General features: G+C 63.9%; 24 protein-coding genes and 1 pseudogene. All 25 read right to left on the reverse strand.

Translation table 11 applies throughout. The features are described 5' to 3' along the window. Positions 1-447 carry a peptidase gene (locus CRO18_RS05165; protein WP_097081297.1) on the reverse strand — a complete coding sequence of 149 codons (447 nt, stop codon included), beginning with the start codon at positions 445-447 and terminating at the stop codon, positions 1-3. Next, positions 444-1331 carry a DUF2163 domain-containing protein gene (locus CRO18_RS05170; RefSeq protein ID WP_097081298.1) on the reverse strand — a complete coding sequence of 296 codons (888 nt, stop codon included), beginning with the start codon at positions 1329-1331 and terminating at the stop codon, positions 444-446. The genes CRO18_RS05165 and CRO18_RS05170 overlap by 4 nt, the downstream gene beginning before the upstream one ends. Next, positions 1331-1963 (reverse strand): DUF2460 domain-containing protein, encoded by a 633-nt coding sequence (locus CRO18_RS05175; protein WP_097081299.1) that lies wholly within the window; start codon positions 1961-1963, stop codon positions 1331-1333. The genes CRO18_RS05170 and CRO18_RS05175 overlap by 1 nt, the downstream gene beginning before the upstream one ends. 9 nt (positions 1964-1972) lie before the next feature. Then, positions 1973-2623 (reverse strand): phage tail tape measure protein, encoded by a 651-nt coding sequence (locus CRO18_RS05180; protein WP_394341443.1) that lies wholly within the window; start codon positions 2621-2623, stop codon positions 1973-1975. Beyond that, the gene (locus CRO18_RS05185; RefSeq protein WP_097081301.1) at positions 2619-2834 is read right to left on the reverse strand and encodes a rcc01693 family protein; all 216 of its coding nucleotides are present in this window, start codon (positions 2832-2834) and stop codon (positions 2619-2621) included. The genes CRO18_RS05180 and CRO18_RS05185 overlap by 5 nt, the downstream gene beginning before the upstream one ends. A gap of 1 nt (position 2835) precedes the next feature. Beyond that, positions 2836-3159 carry a gene transfer agent family protein gene (locus CRO18_RS05190; protein ID WP_097081302.1) on the reverse strand — a complete coding sequence of 108 codons (324 nt, stop codon included), beginning with the start codon at positions 3157-3159 and terminating at the stop codon, positions 2836-2838. A 1-nt stretch (position 3160) separates the two neighbouring features. Next, positions 3161-3574 (reverse strand): phage major tail protein, TP901-1 family, encoded by a 414-nt coding sequence (locus CRO18_RS05195; RefSeq protein ID WP_097081303.1) that lies wholly within the window; start codon positions 3572-3574, stop codon positions 3161-3163. Between the two features lie 27 nt (positions 3575-3601). Beyond that, complete coding sequence (locus tag CRO18_RS05200; protein ID WP_097081304.1) at positions 3602-4009, reverse strand: DUF3168 domain-containing protein; 408 nt, start codon at positions 4007-4009, stop codon at positions 3602-3604. Beyond that, positions 4006-4344, reverse strand: a complete 339-nt coding sequence (locus CRO18_RS05205) for a head-tail adaptor protein (RefSeq protein WP_097081305.1) — start codon at positions 4342-4344, stop codon at positions 4006-4008. The genes CRO18_RS05200 and CRO18_RS05205 overlap by 4 nt, the downstream gene beginning before the upstream one ends. Next, the gene (locus CRO18_RS05210; RefSeq protein WP_097081306.1) at positions 4341-4937 is read right to left on the reverse strand and encodes a hypothetical protein; all 597 of its coding nucleotides are present in this window, start codon (positions 4935-4937) and stop codon (positions 4341-4343) included. The genes CRO18_RS05205 and CRO18_RS05210 overlap by 4 nt, the downstream gene beginning before the upstream one ends. Positions 4938-4999: 62 nt before the next feature. Continuing rightward, on the reverse strand, positions 5000-6190 hold the full coding sequence (locus tag CRO18_RS05215; protein ID WP_097081559.1) for a phage major capsid protein: 1191 nt from the start codon (positions 6188-6190) through the stop codon (positions 5000-5002). Between the two features lie 27 nt (positions 6191-6217). Further along, positions 6218-6778: an HK97 family phage prohead protease gene (locus CRO18_RS05220; protein WP_394341442.1), complete on the reverse strand. Its 561-nt coding sequence runs from the start codon at positions 6776-6778 to the stop codon at positions 6218-6220. 10 nt (positions 6779-6788) lie between these two features. Next, a complete protein-coding gene (locus CRO18_RS05225) occupies positions 6789-7022 on the reverse strand; it encodes a hypothetical protein (RefSeq protein WP_097081307.1) in 234 nt (77 codons plus the stop codon). A 39-nt stretch (positions 7023-7061) separates the two neighbouring features. Beyond that, positions 7062-7778: pseudogene (locus tag CRO18_RS05230) on the reverse strand (phage portal protein); the annotation flags it as partial. A gap of 142 nt (positions 7779-7920) precedes the next feature. Further along, positions 7921-9267, reverse strand: a complete 1347-nt coding sequence (locus CRO18_RS05235) for a DNA-packaging protein (RefSeq protein ID WP_097081308.1) — start codon at positions 9265-9267, stop codon at positions 7921-7923. Then, positions 9218-9574: a hypothetical protein gene (locus tag CRO18_RS05240; protein ID WP_249275993.1), complete on the reverse strand. Its 357-nt coding sequence runs from the start codon at positions 9572-9574 to the stop codon at positions 9218-9220. Before CRO18_RS05240 ends, CRO18_RS05235 begins: the two co-directional genes overlap by 50 nt. 196 nt (positions 9575-9770) lie before the next feature. Next, complete coding sequence (mltG, locus tag CRO18_RS05245) at positions 9771-10919, reverse strand: endolytic transglycosylase MltG (RefSeq protein WP_170952584.1); 1149 nt, start codon at positions 10917-10919, stop codon at positions 9771-9773. A 2-nt stretch (positions 10920-10921) separates the two neighbouring features. Further along, positions 10922-12184, reverse strand: coding sequence for a beta-ketoacyl-ACP synthase II (gene fabF, locus CRO18_RS05250; protein WP_097081311.1), 1263 nt, complete (start codon positions 12182-12184; stop codon positions 10922-10924). Between the two features lie 119 nt (positions 12185-12303). Next, a complete protein-coding gene (thpR, locus tag CRO18_RS05255) occupies positions 12304-12849 on the reverse strand; it encodes an RNA 2',3'-cyclic phosphodiesterase (RefSeq protein ID WP_097081312.1) in 546 nt (181 codons plus the stop codon). Positions 12850-12928: 79 nt separating this feature from the next. Beyond that, positions 12929-13468 carry a DNA starvation/stationary phase protection protein Dps gene (gene dps / locus CRO18_RS05260; protein ID WP_245826407.1) on the reverse strand — a complete coding sequence of 180 codons (540 nt, stop codon included), beginning with the start codon at positions 13466-13468 and terminating at the stop codon, positions 12929-12931. Between the two features lie 102 nt (positions 13469-13570). Continuing rightward, complete coding sequence (locus tag CRO18_RS05265) at positions 13571-13804, reverse strand: acyl carrier protein (RefSeq protein WP_013067402.1); 234 nt, start codon at positions 13802-13804, stop codon at positions 13571-13573. A 192-nt stretch (positions 13805-13996) separates the two neighbouring features. After that, complete coding sequence (gene fabG, locus CRO18_RS05270) at positions 13997-14734, reverse strand: 3-oxoacyl-[acyl-carrier-protein] reductase (RefSeq protein ID WP_097081313.1); 738 nt, start codon at positions 14732-14734, stop codon at positions 13997-13999. A gap of 81 nt (positions 14735-14815) precedes the next feature. Beyond that, a complete protein-coding gene (fabD, locus tag CRO18_RS05275; RefSeq protein ID WP_097081314.1) occupies positions 14816-15745 on the reverse strand; it encodes an ACP S-malonyltransferase in 930 nt (309 codons plus the stop codon). A 134-nt stretch (positions 15746-15879) separates the two neighbouring features. After that, positions 15880-17289 carry a type I glutamate--ammonia ligase gene (glnA, locus tag CRO18_RS05280; protein WP_097081315.1) on the reverse strand — a complete coding sequence of 470 codons (1410 nt, stop codon included), beginning with the start codon at positions 17287-17289 and terminating at the stop codon, positions 15880-15882. Between the two features lie 61 nt (positions 17290-17350). Then, entirely contained in the window at positions 17351-17689 is a 339-nt protein-coding gene (locus CRO18_RS05285) for a P-II family nitrogen regulator (protein WP_076483322.1), read from the reverse strand. Positions 17690-17777 lie beyond the last annotated feature (88 nt).

Genomic DNA, 17777 nt, shown 5'->3' on the forward strand with positions numbered 1-17777 from the left:
TCACGCCCTTTCCGGAAAGGCAAACCGCGCCACAATCCGCCGCGCCCAAGGCGCCGCGAGCGGGCTTTCCACCACCCCATGCCCGCTATAGGCATGCACAAACCGCGCCTGCGCCCCAGTTGCCGAGACAATGCCCAAATGTTTCGCCACCGATCCCGCGCGCATCCGAAACAAGAGCACCTCTCCGGGCGCTTGCACCCAAAGCCCCGGCAAGGGCCGCAAATGCCTTTGCGCGGCCGCCCATAACGCCTCTTGCCCGCTCGGCTCAGACCAATCCGCGCGATAGGCAGGCACCGGCTCCGGCTCGCCCCCGTACAGCGCGCGCCAAACCCCACGCAACAGCCCCAGACAATCCGCCCCCGCGCCCCGCACACTCGCCTGATGCAGATAGGGCGTGCCAAGCCACTGCCGTGCCTCCGCCACCGCCCGTGCTCCGATCTCGCTCATCTGAACAGGCTCCCCCCGTCATTCGCGCCCGAGGGCACAGGGTAGGACATCAGCCAATCCTCACCCGGAATGTGCGGAAAGCCCCGGAAATTCGCGAAATTGTCGAATTTGAGCCGGCACGTCTCGGCCCGCTTGTCACAGCCCGGCTCAAGCTGAAGCACATCCCCCACAGCAAGCGGTGCCCCCAACGCGTGCCACAGCGCCACCTGCCGCGTGCCATCGGCCATAAGCCGATCGGTTTTCACAAGACCCACCAGCCCCGCCGCCACGCCCGATTGCACCACCATCCGGCCCTTTTCAAACCAGCGGTCTTCAAACCCCGCGCCCTCGGCCACCACGAACCCGCCCGTGTTCACCTGCGCCACCGCAGCGCTCAGCGCATAGCCATTGGTGCCCACATCAAAGCCGCAGCGCGCATCGCCCAGCACGGCAGCACAGCGCGGATGATAGATCCGCCCCTGTTCCTGCCCCAAAGCCTCGGTCAGCCCGCGCAACTCCGCCGCAAAGGCCCCGGCCCCGCGCGTAACCTCGCCAATATGGCCACGAAAGATCAAAGCGCGCTGCGCAACATCGGCCCAATTCACCAGCCAAATCCGCACCTCCGCCCCGTCATAGCGCCCCGCCAAAAGATCGGCCTCGGTGATCGCCTCTGAGCGCAGCGCGCCATAACTTTCGCTATTATCAATCGACAGCCCCGTGCCCTGCACCAAGGCCCGCGCACTCAAGCCACTCTCGGGCGCAAAGCGGACCCCTTCAAAGGCCAGGCCTTGGTCATGGTCGGTAAAGCCCAACACCATCCCATCGCGCCGCACCACCGCCCAAGCCCGCGCCACCGTGGTATTGCCGCTTGCCAGATGCGCCTGAAATTCCTCTGAAAACGCCATCAGACCCGCAGCTCCACCACCGGCACCTGCGGCACATCCCCCGCTTGGAACGACTGCACAGAAACCGCGATCCGGTCCGTGTCAAACCGCACCGGCACGTCAAACTCAAACCCCGCCGTGATCCGCGCACCCGCCCCCGGCGCGGTGTGAAACACCACCCCGCCGCTTTCCAACTCCAGCGTAAATTGCGCCTCTTCGGCTTGGTGGTCGCCCTGCACACCGGCCAGCACCGTCCCCGCCACGGGCTTGGTGATCGGGCGCCAATACTCCACACCGCCCGAGCTATAAAGCTTGCGCAACTGAAACCGGCGGCTCACCCCATCGCCCAAGCCCAAAAACTGGTCTTCATAGCCCGGCTGCACCGAAGCGGCGCAGCTTTTGTAATCGGCCCAATCCTTCCAGCGAAAGCCGTGCAGCTGCCCGCCCCTCGCCTCAAAAAACGCAATCAAGCGCTCCACATCATCCAAAGACCGCAGCCCCACCCCCGCATCATAGCGCCGCCGCGCATGGGCCCAGGGGCTATTGCGCTCTTCAAACCCGCTTGCCAGCGTCACAATCTCGGTGCGCCGCTCCGGCCCGCCCACCGAGCCAAAGCTTAAATTGGCGGGAAATCTCACCTCGTGAAAAGCCATCTCGCCCCCTTACGCATTGCGTTGCCCACGCGCCAAAGCGCGGTTGATCTGCTGCGCGATCTGGCTTGAAGACCGCGCAAAGCCCGCTGCATCGGGCGTGGAAACATGCATCACCACATTGACCGCGCGCCCGCCCCCGGCCTGCACCCCAAGCCGCCCGTCGGTGCCACGCGCCAGCGGCAAAATCGCCTCCGGCCCCGCCTCGCCCATCAGCCCCGTGGCGCCCCGTAAAGGAAAGGCCGTGGCCGCACTCACCACGCCGCCTTTGGCAAAGGGCAAAACCTGCCCCGCGCTAAAGGCCCCACCTTTTTCAAACGGGAACACGCCGCCCAAGAGCCCGTTCACCCCAGTGGCCAGCGCCCCGCCCAAAGCCTCTTGCACCGGGCGCATCGCCACCGCATAGGCCGTGCGCGACAGGCTCTCGGCCACCTGCCCCAAAGCGTCCGAGAGCGTCCCCCCCTCAAAAACCACACCATCAAAGGCGCGCTTCAAGCTGCGCCCAAGGCTATGGGACAGCGTGCCCACCTCACGCCCGGTGTAGGTCAGGCTTTCGCGCATCCGGGCAAGCTCGCCGCTAAAACTCGCCGCCATCCCCTCGGCCCCGCCCAAGGCGCGTTCCAGCTCCCCCGCCTCGGTGCTCAGGCTCTCAAAGCCCTCAATCTCCATCCTTTTGCTCTCCTTTCGCCGGGATATCGGGCCAGCGTTTGACCAAAGCCGCCAACCCCGCGCGGCTCAGCGCCCCGCCTTGCCCCTTCGCGCCCAGCATCAAGGCCAGTTCCGCCGGGCTCAGCGCCCAAAACTCCGCAGGCCGCAGCCGCAACCCCTGCAGCCCCGCCCGTAAAAGCCCAGGCCAATCCAACTTCTCTGCCATCTCAACGCGGCGGCTCAGGCAGGGTGAAGGCGCGTGCAAGCAACTGCGCCGCAAGCCGCGCCGCCACCAACGGACCGCCCGCAATCTCCACCTTGCGCAAATCCTCGGCCCGTCCCTCCCAGCCGCCGCCGCGCAACCCCGCCACCAAAAGCGCCAAAACATCGCGCGCCGAAAACGCCCCGCTTTCAAACCGCGCGACCAAATCCAAAAGGCTCGCCTCGCCAAGCTCCGCCTCCAGTTCCGCCAAAGCCCCAAGCGTCAGCTTTGCCGCCCACGGCTTGCCGCCCAGAACCACCTCCACCTCACCAGCCCAAGGGTTCGCCATGTCAAAGCGCCGTGAACCGCAGCGCGCCCGCCGAGGCCATCGCCAATTCAAAACGCGCCTCGCCATTATGGCTGCCCGCATATTCAATTGCGGTGATCATGAACGGCCCCTCGACCACGCCAAAATCCGGGATAATCACCTGAAAATCGGGCTTCTCGCCGTCAAAAAACACCTGCCGTGCGCGCTCATCGGTGCCCGCATCCTTGAACACCCCCGCCCCCGACAGGCTGGCCGAGCGCACCCCCGCCCCTGCCAGCAACTCCCGCCAACCGCCTTGGCTTTCAAGCGAGGTCACATCCACCGTTTCCGCGTTGAAGCTGATCCGCGTCGCGCGCAGCCCCGCAATGGTTTCAAACTGCCCCGCCCCGCTCAGATCGAGCTTGATCAACAGATCCTTGCCATTTTGCGCCGCCATCTTTCTCTCCTTTGGGTGAAAACGACCTCAGCCCGCCACGCGGGCGCGAAAGGTCAAATCAATGCGCCGGGTCTGCGCTTTCTCGACCCGCCGCGCGCGGGCGCGCAAAAACCACAGCCCAACCAGATGCCCTTGGGCCAGCACCAGATCGGTGCCCAAAAGCGCGTCAGACACCGCACCCGCCACGGCTTTGAGGCCCGCAAAGCCAGCTGCATCGGAAATGACCGAGAGTGTGAAATCATGCGCCGCCCCCGCGCCCGTCGCGTCCGAGGCATCGCGCACGCTTTCCGGCCCAAGGCTCACATAGGGCCCCGACACCGGACCGGGCGGCACCGCATCATAAATCGCCCCGCCCACCAGCGCGGTCAGCGCCGCATCCTCGGTGAGCCGCGAATAGACCGCCGCCTGCAACGCAGCCGCAATCGCATAGCTCATGCCGCCACCTCCTCGCGCACGAAACAGGTCAGCGTGCGGCCCTGCGGGTCATCATCGGCCACCGCCAAAATGGCAAAGATACGGGAACCATCGCGAAACCGTTGCGCGGGCATTGGGCGGCGCGGGCTGCCCACAGGCGCGGCCCGCACCACGACCCTGTAGGGCACCGAGGCCAGCGTCACAGCCTCGCCACCGCGCGCCGCCCCGGTGCCCGCCCGCAGCGCCGCCCAAAGCGTGCCCAAGGGCTGCCAGCTAAGCGCATAGCCCCCCGCGCCATCGGGCAGGCGCACCGCCTCCTCCAGCACCAATTCACGGTTGAAATCGGGCAAGCTCATGCACCGCCCCCCAAAACGCGCACCGTGCGCCAGCGCTCAATCAAGGCACTCACGCCAAAGGGCATCCCCGCACCTTCGCCCGCGCTGTCATGACGAAACTCAAAATATTGCGCGGCCAGCAAAAAGACCGCTTGCGCAAGGTCCACCGGCAGATCCGCCCAAGCCGGGCCAAAGCCTGCCGTGAAGGCCACCTCAACGCGGCCATCTGTCGGGATGCGTGGCAGCAAAGCCCCCACCGCGACCAGCCGGGGCCGCGCCATATCCTGCACCAGCCGCCAACTGGCCGGGTCCGCCACGCTCTCCGCCCCAGCGCTGTCGATCAACCGCAGCTCTGCCACAGCAGAAACCGGCGCAATCGGCAGCGTTTGCATATCCCCCCAGCGCCAGCGCGGCAGGCTCAGCGTGAAATCCCGCGCCAACAAGGCTTTCGCCGTGCGCCCCTCAATCGCCGCCAAAGCCGCGCGCAAATAGCCCACCAGCGCCGCATCTTCCGCCCCCACATCGGCAAAGCCGCGCCCCAGCCGCAAATGATCGCGAAATTCCGCCACCGGCAGCACCGCCTCGGCCACCGGCGCCCCTTCGGTCAACACCATGAAACACCCTCCGCACCACACCCAAACATGGGGGCCGGGCCAGGCCCGACCCCGCGCCGCCCTTAGGCGGTAGAAAATTTCAACAGCTTGATCGCCGCAAAATCGCTCACATCGCCGCCCACACGTTTGGAGGCGTAAAAGAGCACATGCGGCTTGGCCGAGAACGGATCGCGCAGCACCCGCAATTCCGGCCGCTCGGCAATCGTGTAACCATTGGCAAAATCGCCAAAGGCCAGCGCATAGGTGCCCGAGGCAATATCGGGCATATCTTCGGCAATCAGCACCGGATAGCCCATCAGCCGCGCAGGCTCGCCCGCCGCCAAACCGTCGGACCACAAAAACCGCCCATCGGCGTCTTTCATTTTGCGCACCGCGCCCGCGGTTTTTGAATTCATCACAAAGCTTGCATGGGCGCGATATTCGGCCCCCAAAGCATAGACCAAATCGACCACAGCATCCGAGGCATTCACCGCCGCAAAATCGCCATCCGCCCCGGTCGCAATGTAGCCAAGACTGCCCCAACTCCAGCCGCTGTTGGCCACTTTCGGATGGGTCAAAAACCCGGTCGGCTTATCGACCCCATCGCCCGCAATAAAAGCCGAAGCCTCGGCCCGGGCAAACTTGTCGGCAATCCGGTTCGCCAGCCAAGTTTCAATGTCGAACGCGCTGTCATCGAGCAGCCGTTGGCTCGCCTTGGGCAGCGCCGAAAGCTCATGCAGCGGGATCGTGATCCGGTCGATCTGCGGCATCGCCGTCTCGGTCAGGCTCGCCGTTTCCGTGGCCCAACCCGAGCCCATTTCGGAATGATCCACCAGCACATCGAAAGAACTCGCCTCCACATGCACCACGCTCGCAATCTGCCGGATCGAGGCGGTCGCCATCAGCACCCCGCGAATGGTCTCCGCCGTTTGCGGATCGACCAAATAGCCCCCCTCGGCGGAAACAGCGGTATTGAGCGCCTTGCCCTCCAGCGCCAAGGCCCGCAGCCCATCGTCATCGCCGTGGCGCACATAGGCCCCAAAGGCTTTCAGGTGCGGCGCCTCTTCGCTGGCCGCCTGCGCAAGGGCGGGACGCCCGGTGAGAGTTTTCGTTTGCAGCATCGTCACACGCTCTTCTTGCTGTTGCACCTTGGCCCGAAGTTCCTCGTGAAAGCCTTTGACTTCCTTCACAAAACCCGCGAGCGCGGCTTGCATTTCCCATGCCGGATCGGGGCCCGGGGGCAGCCCCGCCCCGGCCCGTGTCTGATCACTCATTTCCATCTCTCCTTGGGTTTGGCGGGCCTAGCGCGCCGCCAGTTCTGCCGTGGCCACGCGCAACGCCGCCGCCAGCTCTTGCAAGGGCGCGCGGGTCTTTGCCGCCACCTTGGCCGCGCGCAACATCGGAAAGGTCACAAGCGACACTTCCCAAAGCTCCAATTCGGCCAAAAGCCGCGCGCCCTTTTCGTTGCGATGCGCGCGCAAGGTGCGATAGCCGATCGACAGCCCGTCAATCGCCCCCGCCGCAACCAGCGCCGCCGCCTCGCGCGCCCGCGCCACCTCGGGCAAAAGCCGCCCCTTAACGTAAAGGCCGCGTGCATCCTCAGTGACGCTGTCCCACACGCCAATCGGCTGCGCGGGGTCATGCTGCCAAAGCATCTTCACCCGCCCGCCCTGCGCCGCAAGCCGCTCCAGCGCGCGGGCATAAGCGCCGGGCTGCACCACATCGCCGCCTTGGTCGGGCGTGCCAAAAAGGCTCGCATAGCCCTCGATCTGGGTGCCGCCCTCCACCTGCATCGGCCCATCGGCGCGGCAAAACTTATGTTCGAGCCCCGTTTCCAAAAGCCCGCTCTCCATCTGATCCATATCGTTTTCCTTACGTTGGGGCCGTGTCGAGAATGCCCAGCACCGCCTGCGTCACGATCACCGCCACCACGCCGTAAACGCTGAGCCACAGCCGCTTTTCGAGCCGCTCAATCAGCCCCTCGATCTTCTCCAGCCGCCGCTCCAGATGCGCGAATTGCAGCTCCATAATCCGGTCGGTCGCCTGCAACCGCTCCTCATGCGCGGCGAAGGGCTCCTTGAGGTAACGCGAGCCTCCGGTCGCCATGCCCTATCCCTCCGGCGCGGGCGGCAACCCCAAGAGGCGGCGCTTTTCGGCATCGCTCAAAAACGTGCCTTGCCCATCCGCGCCCGTATAGACAATCGCGCCCGAGGGCCGCGCGGCATTGTCCAAAAGCGCCTTGGACCAACCGCTTGCCGCGTTATGCACCTCGACCGCCACCGCCGCCGCCTGCATCGGCGAAAGCCCGTAATGGTCATCAGAAGGGTGGAAGCTTTTGATATGGCAAATCGGATCGGGCGCGCCGGTCATTTCAAAGCGATGCTTGCGCCCGCCCACCGCATAATCATAGGCCACGGGCCAACCATCCGGCCCCGGCACCACCTGCATGCGATCCGCGCGGAGTACATGCAATTCGCGCGGCAGGCCGGGTTCTTGCGCCACGGCCTCCACATAGCCATTGCCGGAAAGCAAAATCTGCCCCAGCAGCGCCTCAAACAATTCCGCCCGCCCTTGGCCCGGGTTGGGCCGCGCGATCAAATCCAACAGCGGATGCACCTCATAGCGACGCGTCGCATCGGCACAAATCAAAGGCACCGCCGCGCCCGCCTCCGCAATCAGCTTCACCGCGCGAAACCCCACCGGATTGGCGGTGAACCCCGCGCGCGTCAGGCTGGCGCTATCGCGCGGCCCCCAGACAGGCCGCCCCGCCCCCGCCGCCAGCGCCACAATCCGCCCGGTGACAGAGGCTTTGCGCTCCGGCGGCGCCGCCACGCGCGGTTTTTGGAAAAGATTGAACGCCATCAGCATCCCCTTAGGCCCGCATAAAAAAGGCCGGGCAAACCCCGGCCTTTGAGATGAATTTCCGCATTTCCGCAAAGGCTGCGGGGGTTTCACACCCCCGCGCCCCCGTGGGATATTTGCGGCAAGATGAAAGGCAAAGCGCCTAAAGCCCGCGCACCTGCGGGCGGCGCCAATGCGCGGCGGGGGTCAAAATGAGCTCGGTCATCGCCCACACCAGCGCATCCACCCGGTCGGGCGAGCCCCGCCCGGTGTAGCCTTGCACCGTCATGCGGCACATCTGGTCCTCAAGCGTGCCAAGCGCGCCCGCACGGCAATGTTTCACCCGGCCTTGCTCGTATAGCGCCGCGACAGGCTCCGCCCGTGCCGCCTTGCCCCGCGCCGCGCGCAACGCTTTGAACGGCACCAAAGGGTCAATCTGGCGAAGCACGCTTTCAATCAGATCACCGCCTTGGTTGACCTCCGCCACCAGTTTTTCGGCCCCCCAACGCTCCATCGCCGCAATCGCCGCGCGCGCCCAATCCGTGGGCCGCCCGCGCACGCTCGCATCCTCCAAAACATAGGCCCGCCACTCAGAGACCGGGCCGCGCATCACTGCGCCCGCCACCACAATCCCGCATTCATCCGCGCCCGCACCACCCGTCACCGCCGGGTCCAGCGCCACTACAACGCGGTCCAATTCCGGCGCCCGCGCAACCCGCGCCGCCTCCAGCATCGCCGTGGTCCAAAGCGCGCCCTCCACATCGTCAAGCAACACGCCCTCCAACTCCTGCCGCCCCAGCCGCGTGCCCGCATAACGCGCCTGCACCTCGTCCAAGAAGCTTTGCGCCAAATAGGCCCGGTTCGCCTCGGTCGGCGCATGGGTCACCACGGTGGAGGGGTTCTCCAAGATCGCCTTCAAGACCCCCAAATTGCGCGGCGTCGTGGTGATCACCTGCTGCGGATGCGCCCCCAGCCGCAACGCAAATTGCAGCATGTCCCAAACCTCTTCGGCCTTCTTCCATTTGGCGAGTTCATCCACCCAAGCGGCATCAAATTGCGGCCCGCGCAACGCCTCGGGCTCTTGCGCCGAAAAAGCCTGCGCGGTCGCACCATTTTCCCACACCAAACGCCGCCGCGTGGCCTCCCACACCGGGCGGCGGTCGGGCGGCGAACAGGCCAAGATCCCGCTCTCGCCAAAGATCATCACCTCGCGGACTTGATCAAAGGTCTCCCCCACCAGCGCCACACGCCGCGCCTGCCCGGCATCCTTCGGCCCCGCGCCTTCCACCTGCGCACGCACCCATTCCGCCCCGGCGCGGGTCTTGCCCGCACCTCGCCCACCCATGATCACCCAGCTTTTCCAGCTTCCCACTGGCGGCAGTTGATGCGGCAGCGCCCAAAACTCAAACAGCCACGGCAGCGCCAAAAGTGCGTTTTCGCCCAGCCCGCCCAAAAACGCATCAACGTCGCGCGGCGTCGCGCAGGCAAGCCAAGCGGCGCCCGATCTCATCTCGGGCCGCCGCAAGGTCGAGCCCGTTTGCTGGCACGGCTGCGGCAACTTGCTTGCGCAATTTTTCGACACGACCCCGTTCCTCCATCACCATCTGCAACGCTGCGCGCAGATCTTTGACTGACTGCACAGCCGCCTTCACATCGGCCTTTTCGCCCTGACGCAGCCCCCGCATCGCCACGGCCAACTCCCCCGCAACCGCGCGATACAACTCCTCCGTTTCCGCCAGCAAATCTGCCGGCGGATCGGTCCCACCTGTTACCTCACCATTCATCTGATCGTTCGCCTGCCCCCATGCTGCCCGCACCCGCCCCCCGGCAGGGCAAAATGAAAAAGCGCCAACGGGGGGTCCCCGCGGCGCTTGCCCACTTCTCCTAGCATGCAAAATTTCTACCTTAAGGCGTGCGCTGAGTCAAGCTTTAACGCCTAGGCGGTAGCGTGCGCTGCATTAAGAAACCCCGAGCAATGCCGGGGTTTCTTGTATCTTTTCAGTGCCTTGCAGCCTATTCCTGCTGCGCCTCGATCGCCCGCCAGCGCGCCACATTGGCGTTATGCTCATCAAGCGTTTGCGCAAAAGCATGCCCGCCCGTGCCATCGGCCACAAAGTAGATATAGGGCGTGTCTGCCGGATGCAGCGCGGCATCAATCGCCGCGGTGCCCGGGTTACAAATCGGCGTCGGCGGCAGCCCGTCGATCACATAGGTGTTGTAGGGCGTCTCGCGACGCAACTCGCTTTGGCGCAAGCCCCGCCCCAGCGCACCCTGCCCTTTGGTCACGCCGTAAATCACCGTCGGGTCCGTTTGCAGCTTCATCCCGCGCTCAAGCCGGTTGACGAAAACACTCGCCACCTGCGCGCGTTCCGAGGCAACCCCGGTTTCCTTTTCGACGATCGAGGCCATCACCAAAGCCTCTTCCGGGCTCGCATAGGGAAGCCCCTCCGAACGGGTCTCCCACGCCAAAGCCAAGGCCGTTTCCTGCCGCGCTTTCATTTGCGCCAAAAGATCGGCCCGGTTCGCGCCGCGCGTCACCTCATAGCTGTCGGGCGAAAGCGTGCCTTCGGCCGGAACCTCGGCCACATCGCCGCTGAGGAAATCGGCGGCTTTAAGCGCCTCAACCACCTGCCAGCTGGTCACACCCTCGGCCAAGGTTACGCGCAGCCGGGTGTCGGCCTTTTGCGCCTCCTCCGTGAAACCCTCGGGCACATCCTCGGCCTTCGGGTCAAACTTCGCCGTTTCCACATAGCGCCCCGTCGCCGGGTCGAGCGTGCGCAAAATCATCTGCTGCCCGTTTACACCAATGCGGAAATTCAGCTCCGTCCCACAGGTAGAGGGCCCGCCTGCGGTGATCTGATCGACAATCCCCGCCATCGAGCTATAGGGCTCAATCAGGTAAGAGCCGATCTTCAGCTTGCCGTCCTTGTCCGAATAATCGGCGCCCGCGCGCAAAATATACGCCGAAGACACCGCTCCCTGTGCGGCCAATGTCTCGGAAATATCGCGGAATTTCGCCCCCGATTCGACGCGCAGACAAATCCCCTCGGTCAGGGGGCCGGGCTCCTCATATTGGGTCTTCGCCCATGTCACGAGCCCGCCCAGCACCACCATGATCACGATGGCCAGCGTCAGGAAATTGGAGACGATATGCCGCCAGATCATCAGTCGCGCACCTTGCCCACGATCACGCTGGCATTGGTGCCACCAAAGCCAAAGCTGTTCGACATGGCGATATCAATCTTGCGCTTGCGGGCCTCTTTCGCGGCGAGGTCAATCACCGGATTGCCCGCCGGGTTATCAAGGTTCAGCGTCGGCGGCGCGACCTGATCGCGGATCGCCAGAATGCAGAAGATCGCTTCAATCGCGCCCGCAGCCCCCAAAAGGTGGCCCGTCGCCGATTTGGTCGAAGACATGGTGGCGTTGGCCGCCGCATCGCCGAGCAGCCGCTCCACCGCGCCAAGCTCAATCGTATCGGCCATGGTCGAGGTGCCATGCGCGTTGATGTAATCAATATCGGCAGGCGTCAGCCCCGCGTTCTTCAACGCCGCCGTCATCGCGCGGAAGCCACCATCGCCATCTTCCGAGGGCGCGGTAATGTGGTACGCATCGCCCGAAAGGCCGTAGCCCAGCACTTCGGCGTAAATCTTCGCGCCGCGCGCTTTGGCGTGCTCGTATTCTTCCAGCACCACACAGCCCGCGCCTTCGCCCATGACAAAGCCATCACGGTCTTCATCCCACGGGCGGCTCGCCGCTTGCGGGTCATCCGCGCGCTTGGTCGAGAGCGCCTTACAGGCGTTGAAGCCAGCAATCCCGATCTCGGAAATCGGGTTTTCGGCCCCGCCCGCCACCATCACATCGGCATCGCCGAGCATGATCAGCCGCGCCGCATCGCCAATCGCATGGGCGCCGGTCGCGCAAGCCGTCACCACCGCGTGGTTCGGCCCTTTGAAACCAAAGCGGATCGACACTTGGCCCGAAACAAGGTTGATCAGCGCCGCCGGAATAAAGAACGGGCTCACCCGACGCGGGCCCTTTTCTTTGATCAGCACCGCGTTTTCGGCAATCGTTTGCAGCCCGCCAATGCCCGAACCAATCATCACGCCGGTGCGTTCGCGGCTCTCATCGTCTTCGGGCATCCAGCCCGAGTCCCGCACGGCTTGGTCGGCAGCCGCCACCCCGTAAAGGATGAACTCATCGACCTTGCGGGCCTCTTTCGGCTCCATCCAGTCATTGGGGTTGAAGGTGCCCTCCGAGCCATCACCGCGCGGCACTTCACAAGCGTATTTCGTCGTCACAGCCGAGGCGTCAAACCGGGTGATCAACCCCGCCCCCGATTGCCCGGCCAAGAGACGCGACCAGGTTTCCTCAACCCCGCAAGCCAGCGGCGTGACCATACCAAGACCCGTGACGACAACCCGACGCATGCGCGCCCCCTTTGCAAAATTTCGTTAAGGCCTTCTACACGCGCACTTTGGGCCGTGCAACGTCCAGCGCCGCCGCAGGCGGGCATTCGCGCCACGCAAAAGGCTGGGAACGCGCGCCTTCACGCCTCGGGATACTCCGCCAACACCTCGTAGCTCGCGCCCTCACGCCCCAGATGCGAGCGGATCAGCGCAAAGCCTGTCACCCGCCATTCGGGCAAAACCACATCGCCGCGCGCTTGCAACAACGCACCAAGCTTTGCCGCCGCGCCGGGGCCAAAGCCTTTGCCAAACCGCGCAATCGTCACATGCGGGCGAAAGCGGCGCCGCTCCAGCACCACGCCCGCGCGTCGTGCCGCTTGCGCGACCTTAGAGTGCAGCGCCTCCAGCGCCGGGTTCGGCCGCGCGTTCAAGACCAAGGTTTCCACCCGATCCGCGCCGCCCATCGGGTCGAGCCCGGCCAGCTCCACGGTGAAGGGCGTCACAGGCAAAGCGGCAAGCTCGTCGTGCACCGCTTCCAGATCGGGCACGTCCACGTCGCCTAGAAAGGCGAGCGTCAAATGCAGGTTCTCTTCCGCCACTGCGCGGCCACAGCCAAGCGCGCTTTGCAACTGCGCGACAGGCTCCCAAAGCGCCTCCGCCAGCATCACCCCCACAAAGACCCGCATCTTCCCCCCAAACGCAAACGGCACCCCGCAGGGTGCCGCAGCTTCGCTAAGCTAGACCTCGATCACGCGAGGCGCTCCCTCATTCAAGGTGAGAGTGCAGGAACCAAACATCCTTGTCCATCTGCCGCGAGGCAGCGGTGAGCACATCGGCGGTATCGGCATCGCCCGCGCCCTCAGTCTCTTCAATGCCTTTGCGCAGCTTCGCGCCAAGCTTCAGCATCCGCGCGCATAGCTCTGCCAGATGCGCCTCAATCCCGGTCAGGCCAATCGGATAGGGTTCAAGCTCGGTGAACTTTTGCACGGCTTCGAGCGTGCCAACCGCCGTACCATCCAAAATCTGCACCCTCTCGGCGATCGTATCGACCTGCTCTTGCACCCGGGCGTGTACATTGTCGAGCAGCTCGTGCACGGCAATGAAATTCGGCCCCTTCACATTCCAATGCGCCTGTTTCAGCGCCAGACCCAAAGCGATCTCATCGACAAGGCAGGCATTGAGCACCTCGACCGAAACTTTGCGTGCATTCCCCTCAAGCCCCATCAAGCCGATGGAATTTTCCACCTCGCCGGCAAAGTCCATTTTCTTGCTAAGGTCTTCAAGGCCCTGAATATCGACGGTCATCGTCATCTCCTTCGCAGTTTCAAGTCATGGCCCGTAGGCCGCTTGTGCAAAGGAAAACGGCGCCCAAGGGGGCGCCGTTCCATGAATTCTCAAAAAAACCGATTAGGCGGCTTCGGTGATGAACTTCACCGCGTCGCCGAAGGTTTGGATGGTTTCGGCCGCATCATCCGGGATCTCGATGCCGAATTCTTCTTCGAAAGCCATCACCAGTTCCACGGTGTCAAGGCTGTCGGCGCCCAGATCGTCGATGAAGGACGCGGTCTCGGTGACCTTGTCTTCTTCCACACCCAGATGTTCCACGACGATCTTTTTCACGCGATCCGCGATGTCGCTCATGTCTTTTCCTCAGTTCGGGGGCGCGTTGGCCCATCCCTTCCGTGCTCGTGCGAGCGGCTTCTTCGCCCCGTCACGCAGGGCCGCCGCGAAACGGGGGCACACCCCCGTCCCGTCTTCGCCGCCTATAGCACAGTCCCCACGCAAGGCAAGTCGTTAAAAGACCGCGCTTGCCCCAACGGCAGGGGCAATGCGTCACACCATCGCCATGCCGCCGTTCACGCTGAGCGTGGCGCCGGTGACGTAACCTGCTTCGGGGCTGGACAAATACAGCACCGCCGCCGCGATTTCTTCGGGCGCGCCCATGCGGCCCGACGGGATCTGCGACAAAATCTTGCCCTTCTGCTCATCATTGAGCTTGTCGGTCATTGCGGTGGCAATGAAGCCCGGCGCGACACAGTTCACGGTGATGCCACGGCTCGCCACTTCGTAAGCGAGCGATTTCGACATGCCGACGAGCCCCGCTTTGGCGGCGGCATAGTTGCCCTGCCCCGGGTTGCCGGTTTGGCCGACGACCGAGGTGATGGTCACAATCCGGCCCCAGCGCGCCTTCATCATGCCGCGCAGCACGCCGCGCATCAGACGGAAGGAGGAGGTGAGGTTCACATCCATCACCGCCTGCCATTCGTCATCTGACATGCGCATAAAAAGGTTGTCGCGGGTGATGCCCGCATTGTTGACCAAAATATCGACCGAGCCCATCGCCGCCGCAGCCGCTTTCGGCAGCGCTTCAACCGAATCCGGGTCCGACAGGTTCGCGGGGCAAACAAACGCGCCCTCGCCCAGTTCTGCGGCCAACGTCTCAAGCGGTTCGACCCGCGTGCCCGACAGCGCCACTTTCGCGCCCGCCGCATGAAGGGCTTTGGCAATCTCGCCGCCAATGCCACCCGAAGCGCCGGTCACCAGCGCGCATTTCCCAGTCAGATCAAACATCTGCAAGCCTTTCCTTCGCCAATTCTTACTGGCGTAAATACCTATGGAGGGACCGGAGGCAGGGCCCCCGGCGCCCCCAGATCAGCCCTTGAGCTTCGCCAGATCTTCGGGCGTGCCCACGTTTTTGAGCGCGGTTTCTTTCGCGATGCGCTTGATCATGCCCGAGAGCGCCTTGCCCGCACCGATTTCCCACGCCTCGGTGACACCTTGCGCCACCATCCATTCCACCGACTCGCGCCAGCGCACCGACCCCGTGACCTGCTGTACCAGCAGATCGCGGATCAGATCGGGGCTACTGACCGCTTCGGCGCGCACGTTCGCCACCACCGGCACCACGGGGGCCGAAATCGCCACCCCAGCCAGCGCCTCGGCCATGCGGTCGGCGGCGGGTTGCATCAGCGCGCAGTGGAAGGGGGCGGAGACCGGCAGCATCACCGCGCGTTTCGCGCCCTTGCCCTTGGCGATCTCCACCGCGCGTTCCACGGCGGCTTTGTGGCCCGAAACAACCACCTGCCCCGGATCATTGTCATTCGCGGCTTGGCAAATCTCGCCCTCGGCGGCCTCTTGCGCCACTTCCGTCGCGGTCGCGAAATCAAGGCCCAGAAGCGCGGCCATCGCGCCCACGCCCACCGGCACCGCCGATTGCATCGCCTCGCCCCGGATGCGCAAAAGCTTCGCGGTATCCGAAAGGCTCAACGCCCCCGCCGCACAAAGCGCGGAATATTCGCCAAGCGAATGGCCCGCCACATAAGCCGCGTCGGTGATCTTGAAGCCCTCGGCTCCCAGCGCCTTCACGGCGGCAAGCGAGGTCGCCATCAGCGCGGGCTGGGCATTGGCGGTCAGCGTCAGATCGGCAATATCGCCCTCCCAAATGAGCGCGCTCAGCTTTTCGCCCAGTGCCGCATCAACCTCATCAAAGACCGCTTTCGCTGCCGGGTATGCCTCGGCCAATGCCTTGCCCATCCCGATCATTTGCGCCCCCTGACCGGGGAACACCCATGCCACGCTCATGCCTGTCTCCTTGGTAAACCTGCGCTTTCCTAGCCTGACGTAGCGTTCGGTTCAACAGCCGCGCTCAGCGGCATAAAGCGCCAAAGCAAAAGGGCGCCCCAATGGGCGCCCTTCCGTAACCGCTCCGGCTAAGATTAGCAGGAGTAGTAGAGTTGGTATTCGACCGGGTGGGGGGTGTGCTCGTAGGCGTACACTTCTTCCCACTTGAGGGCCATGTAGCCTTCGAGTTGGTCTTTGGTGAACACGTCGCCGGCGAGCAGGAACTCGTGATCGGCTTCGAGCGCTTCCAGAGCTTCACGCAGCGAACCACAGACGGTCGGGATCGCAGCCAGTTCTTCGGCCGGCAGATCGTAGAGGTCTTTGTCCGACGCCGGGCCCGGGTCGATTTTGTTTTTGATGCCGTCGAGGCCAGCCATCAGCAGGGCCGCGAAGCACAGATACGGGTTCGCCGACGGATCGGGGAAGCGGGCTTCCACACGTTTCGCTTTCGGCGATTCGGTCCACGGAATACGCACGCAGCCCGAACGGTTACGCGCCGAGAAGGCACGCAGAACCGGGGCTTCGAAGCCCGGGATCAGACGTTTGTACGAGTTGGTCGACGGGTTGGTCAGCGCGTTCAGCGCTTTCGCATGTTTCAGCACGCCACCGATGAAGTAGAGCGCTTCTTGCGACAGGTCAGCATATTTGTCGCCAGCGAAGAGCGGCTTGCCGTCTTTCCAGATCGACATGTTCACGTGCATCCCCGAGCCGTTGTCGCCTTTGATCGGCTTCGGCATGAAGGTCACGGTTTTGCCGTAGGCGTGGGCCACGTTGTGGATCACGTATTTGTATTTCTGGATGTTGTCGGCTTGCTCGACGAGACCACCGAAGATCATACCCAGCTCGTGTTGGCAGGTCGCCACTTCATGGTGGTGCTTGTCAACTTTCATACCCATGCGTTTCATGGTCGAAAGCATTTCCGAGCGCAGGTCTTGGGCTTCGTCGGTCGGGTTGACCGGGAAGTAGCCGCCTTTGTGGCCAGCGCGGTGGGCGAGGTTGCCCATCTCGATTTCCGCATCGGTGTTCCAAGCGGCGGCTTCGGCATCAACCGAGTAAGCCACTTTTTGCGGCGTGACCGAGAAGCGCACGTCGTCGAAGATGAAGAATTCAGCTTCCGGGCCGAAGTAGGCCGCATCGCCGATGCCCGAGGCTTTCAGGTAAGCTTCGGCTTTCGCAGCGGTGCCGCGCGGGTCGCGCGAGTAGGCTTCGCCGGTGTCGGGCTCAACCACGTTGCAGTGCACGCACATGGTTTTTTCAGCGTAGAACGGGTCGATGTAGACCGAGCCCGCATCCGGGATCAGTTTCATGTCCGACTGGTCGATCGACTTCCAGCCAGCAATCGACGAACCGTCGAACATGAAGCCTTCTTCGAAGAAGTCTTCATCGACCAGATCGGCCACCAGCGTCACGTGCTGGAGTTTGCCGCGCGGGTCGGTGAAGCGGACGTCGACATATTCGACTTCCTCGGCCTTCATCAGTTCGAGAGCCTTATTGACTGCGCTCATATTGACTACCCTTTCGTTGAGCATGGGTTTCCGGACCAAAAGTCCGAATTCTTACAAAGCGTTAAACCGCGTCTTCGCCGGTCTCGCCGGTGCGGATACGGATCGCCTGTTCCACGGGGGAGACGAAAATCTTACCGTCGCCGATTTTTTCGGTGCGCGCGGCGCCGACAATGGCTTCGATGGCGGTGTCGACCATCTCATCAGGCAACACCATCTCGATTTTCACCTTGGGCAGGAAATCGACGACATATTCGGCGCCACGGTAAAGCTCGGTATGGCCTTTTTGCCGCCCGAAGCCTTTCACCTCGATCACGCTAAGCCCTTGGATACCCGCTTCCTGAAGCGCTTCTTTCACTTCATCGAGCTTGAACGGCTTGATGATCGCTTCGACCTTTTTCATGCGCCGACTCCCCCTTTCGTTCTTGCCGCACCTCTCTGACCACTTTCCACGCCGCCCCGCAATCGGCTAGCTTTCGCCTAGGGCAGTG

The organism is Rhodobacter sp. JA431 (genome assembly GCF_900217725.1).
GTDB classification, from domain to species: domain Bacteria; phylum Pseudomonadota; class Alphaproteobacteria; order Rhodobacterales; family Rhodobacteraceae; genus Rhodobacter; species Rhodobacter aestuarii.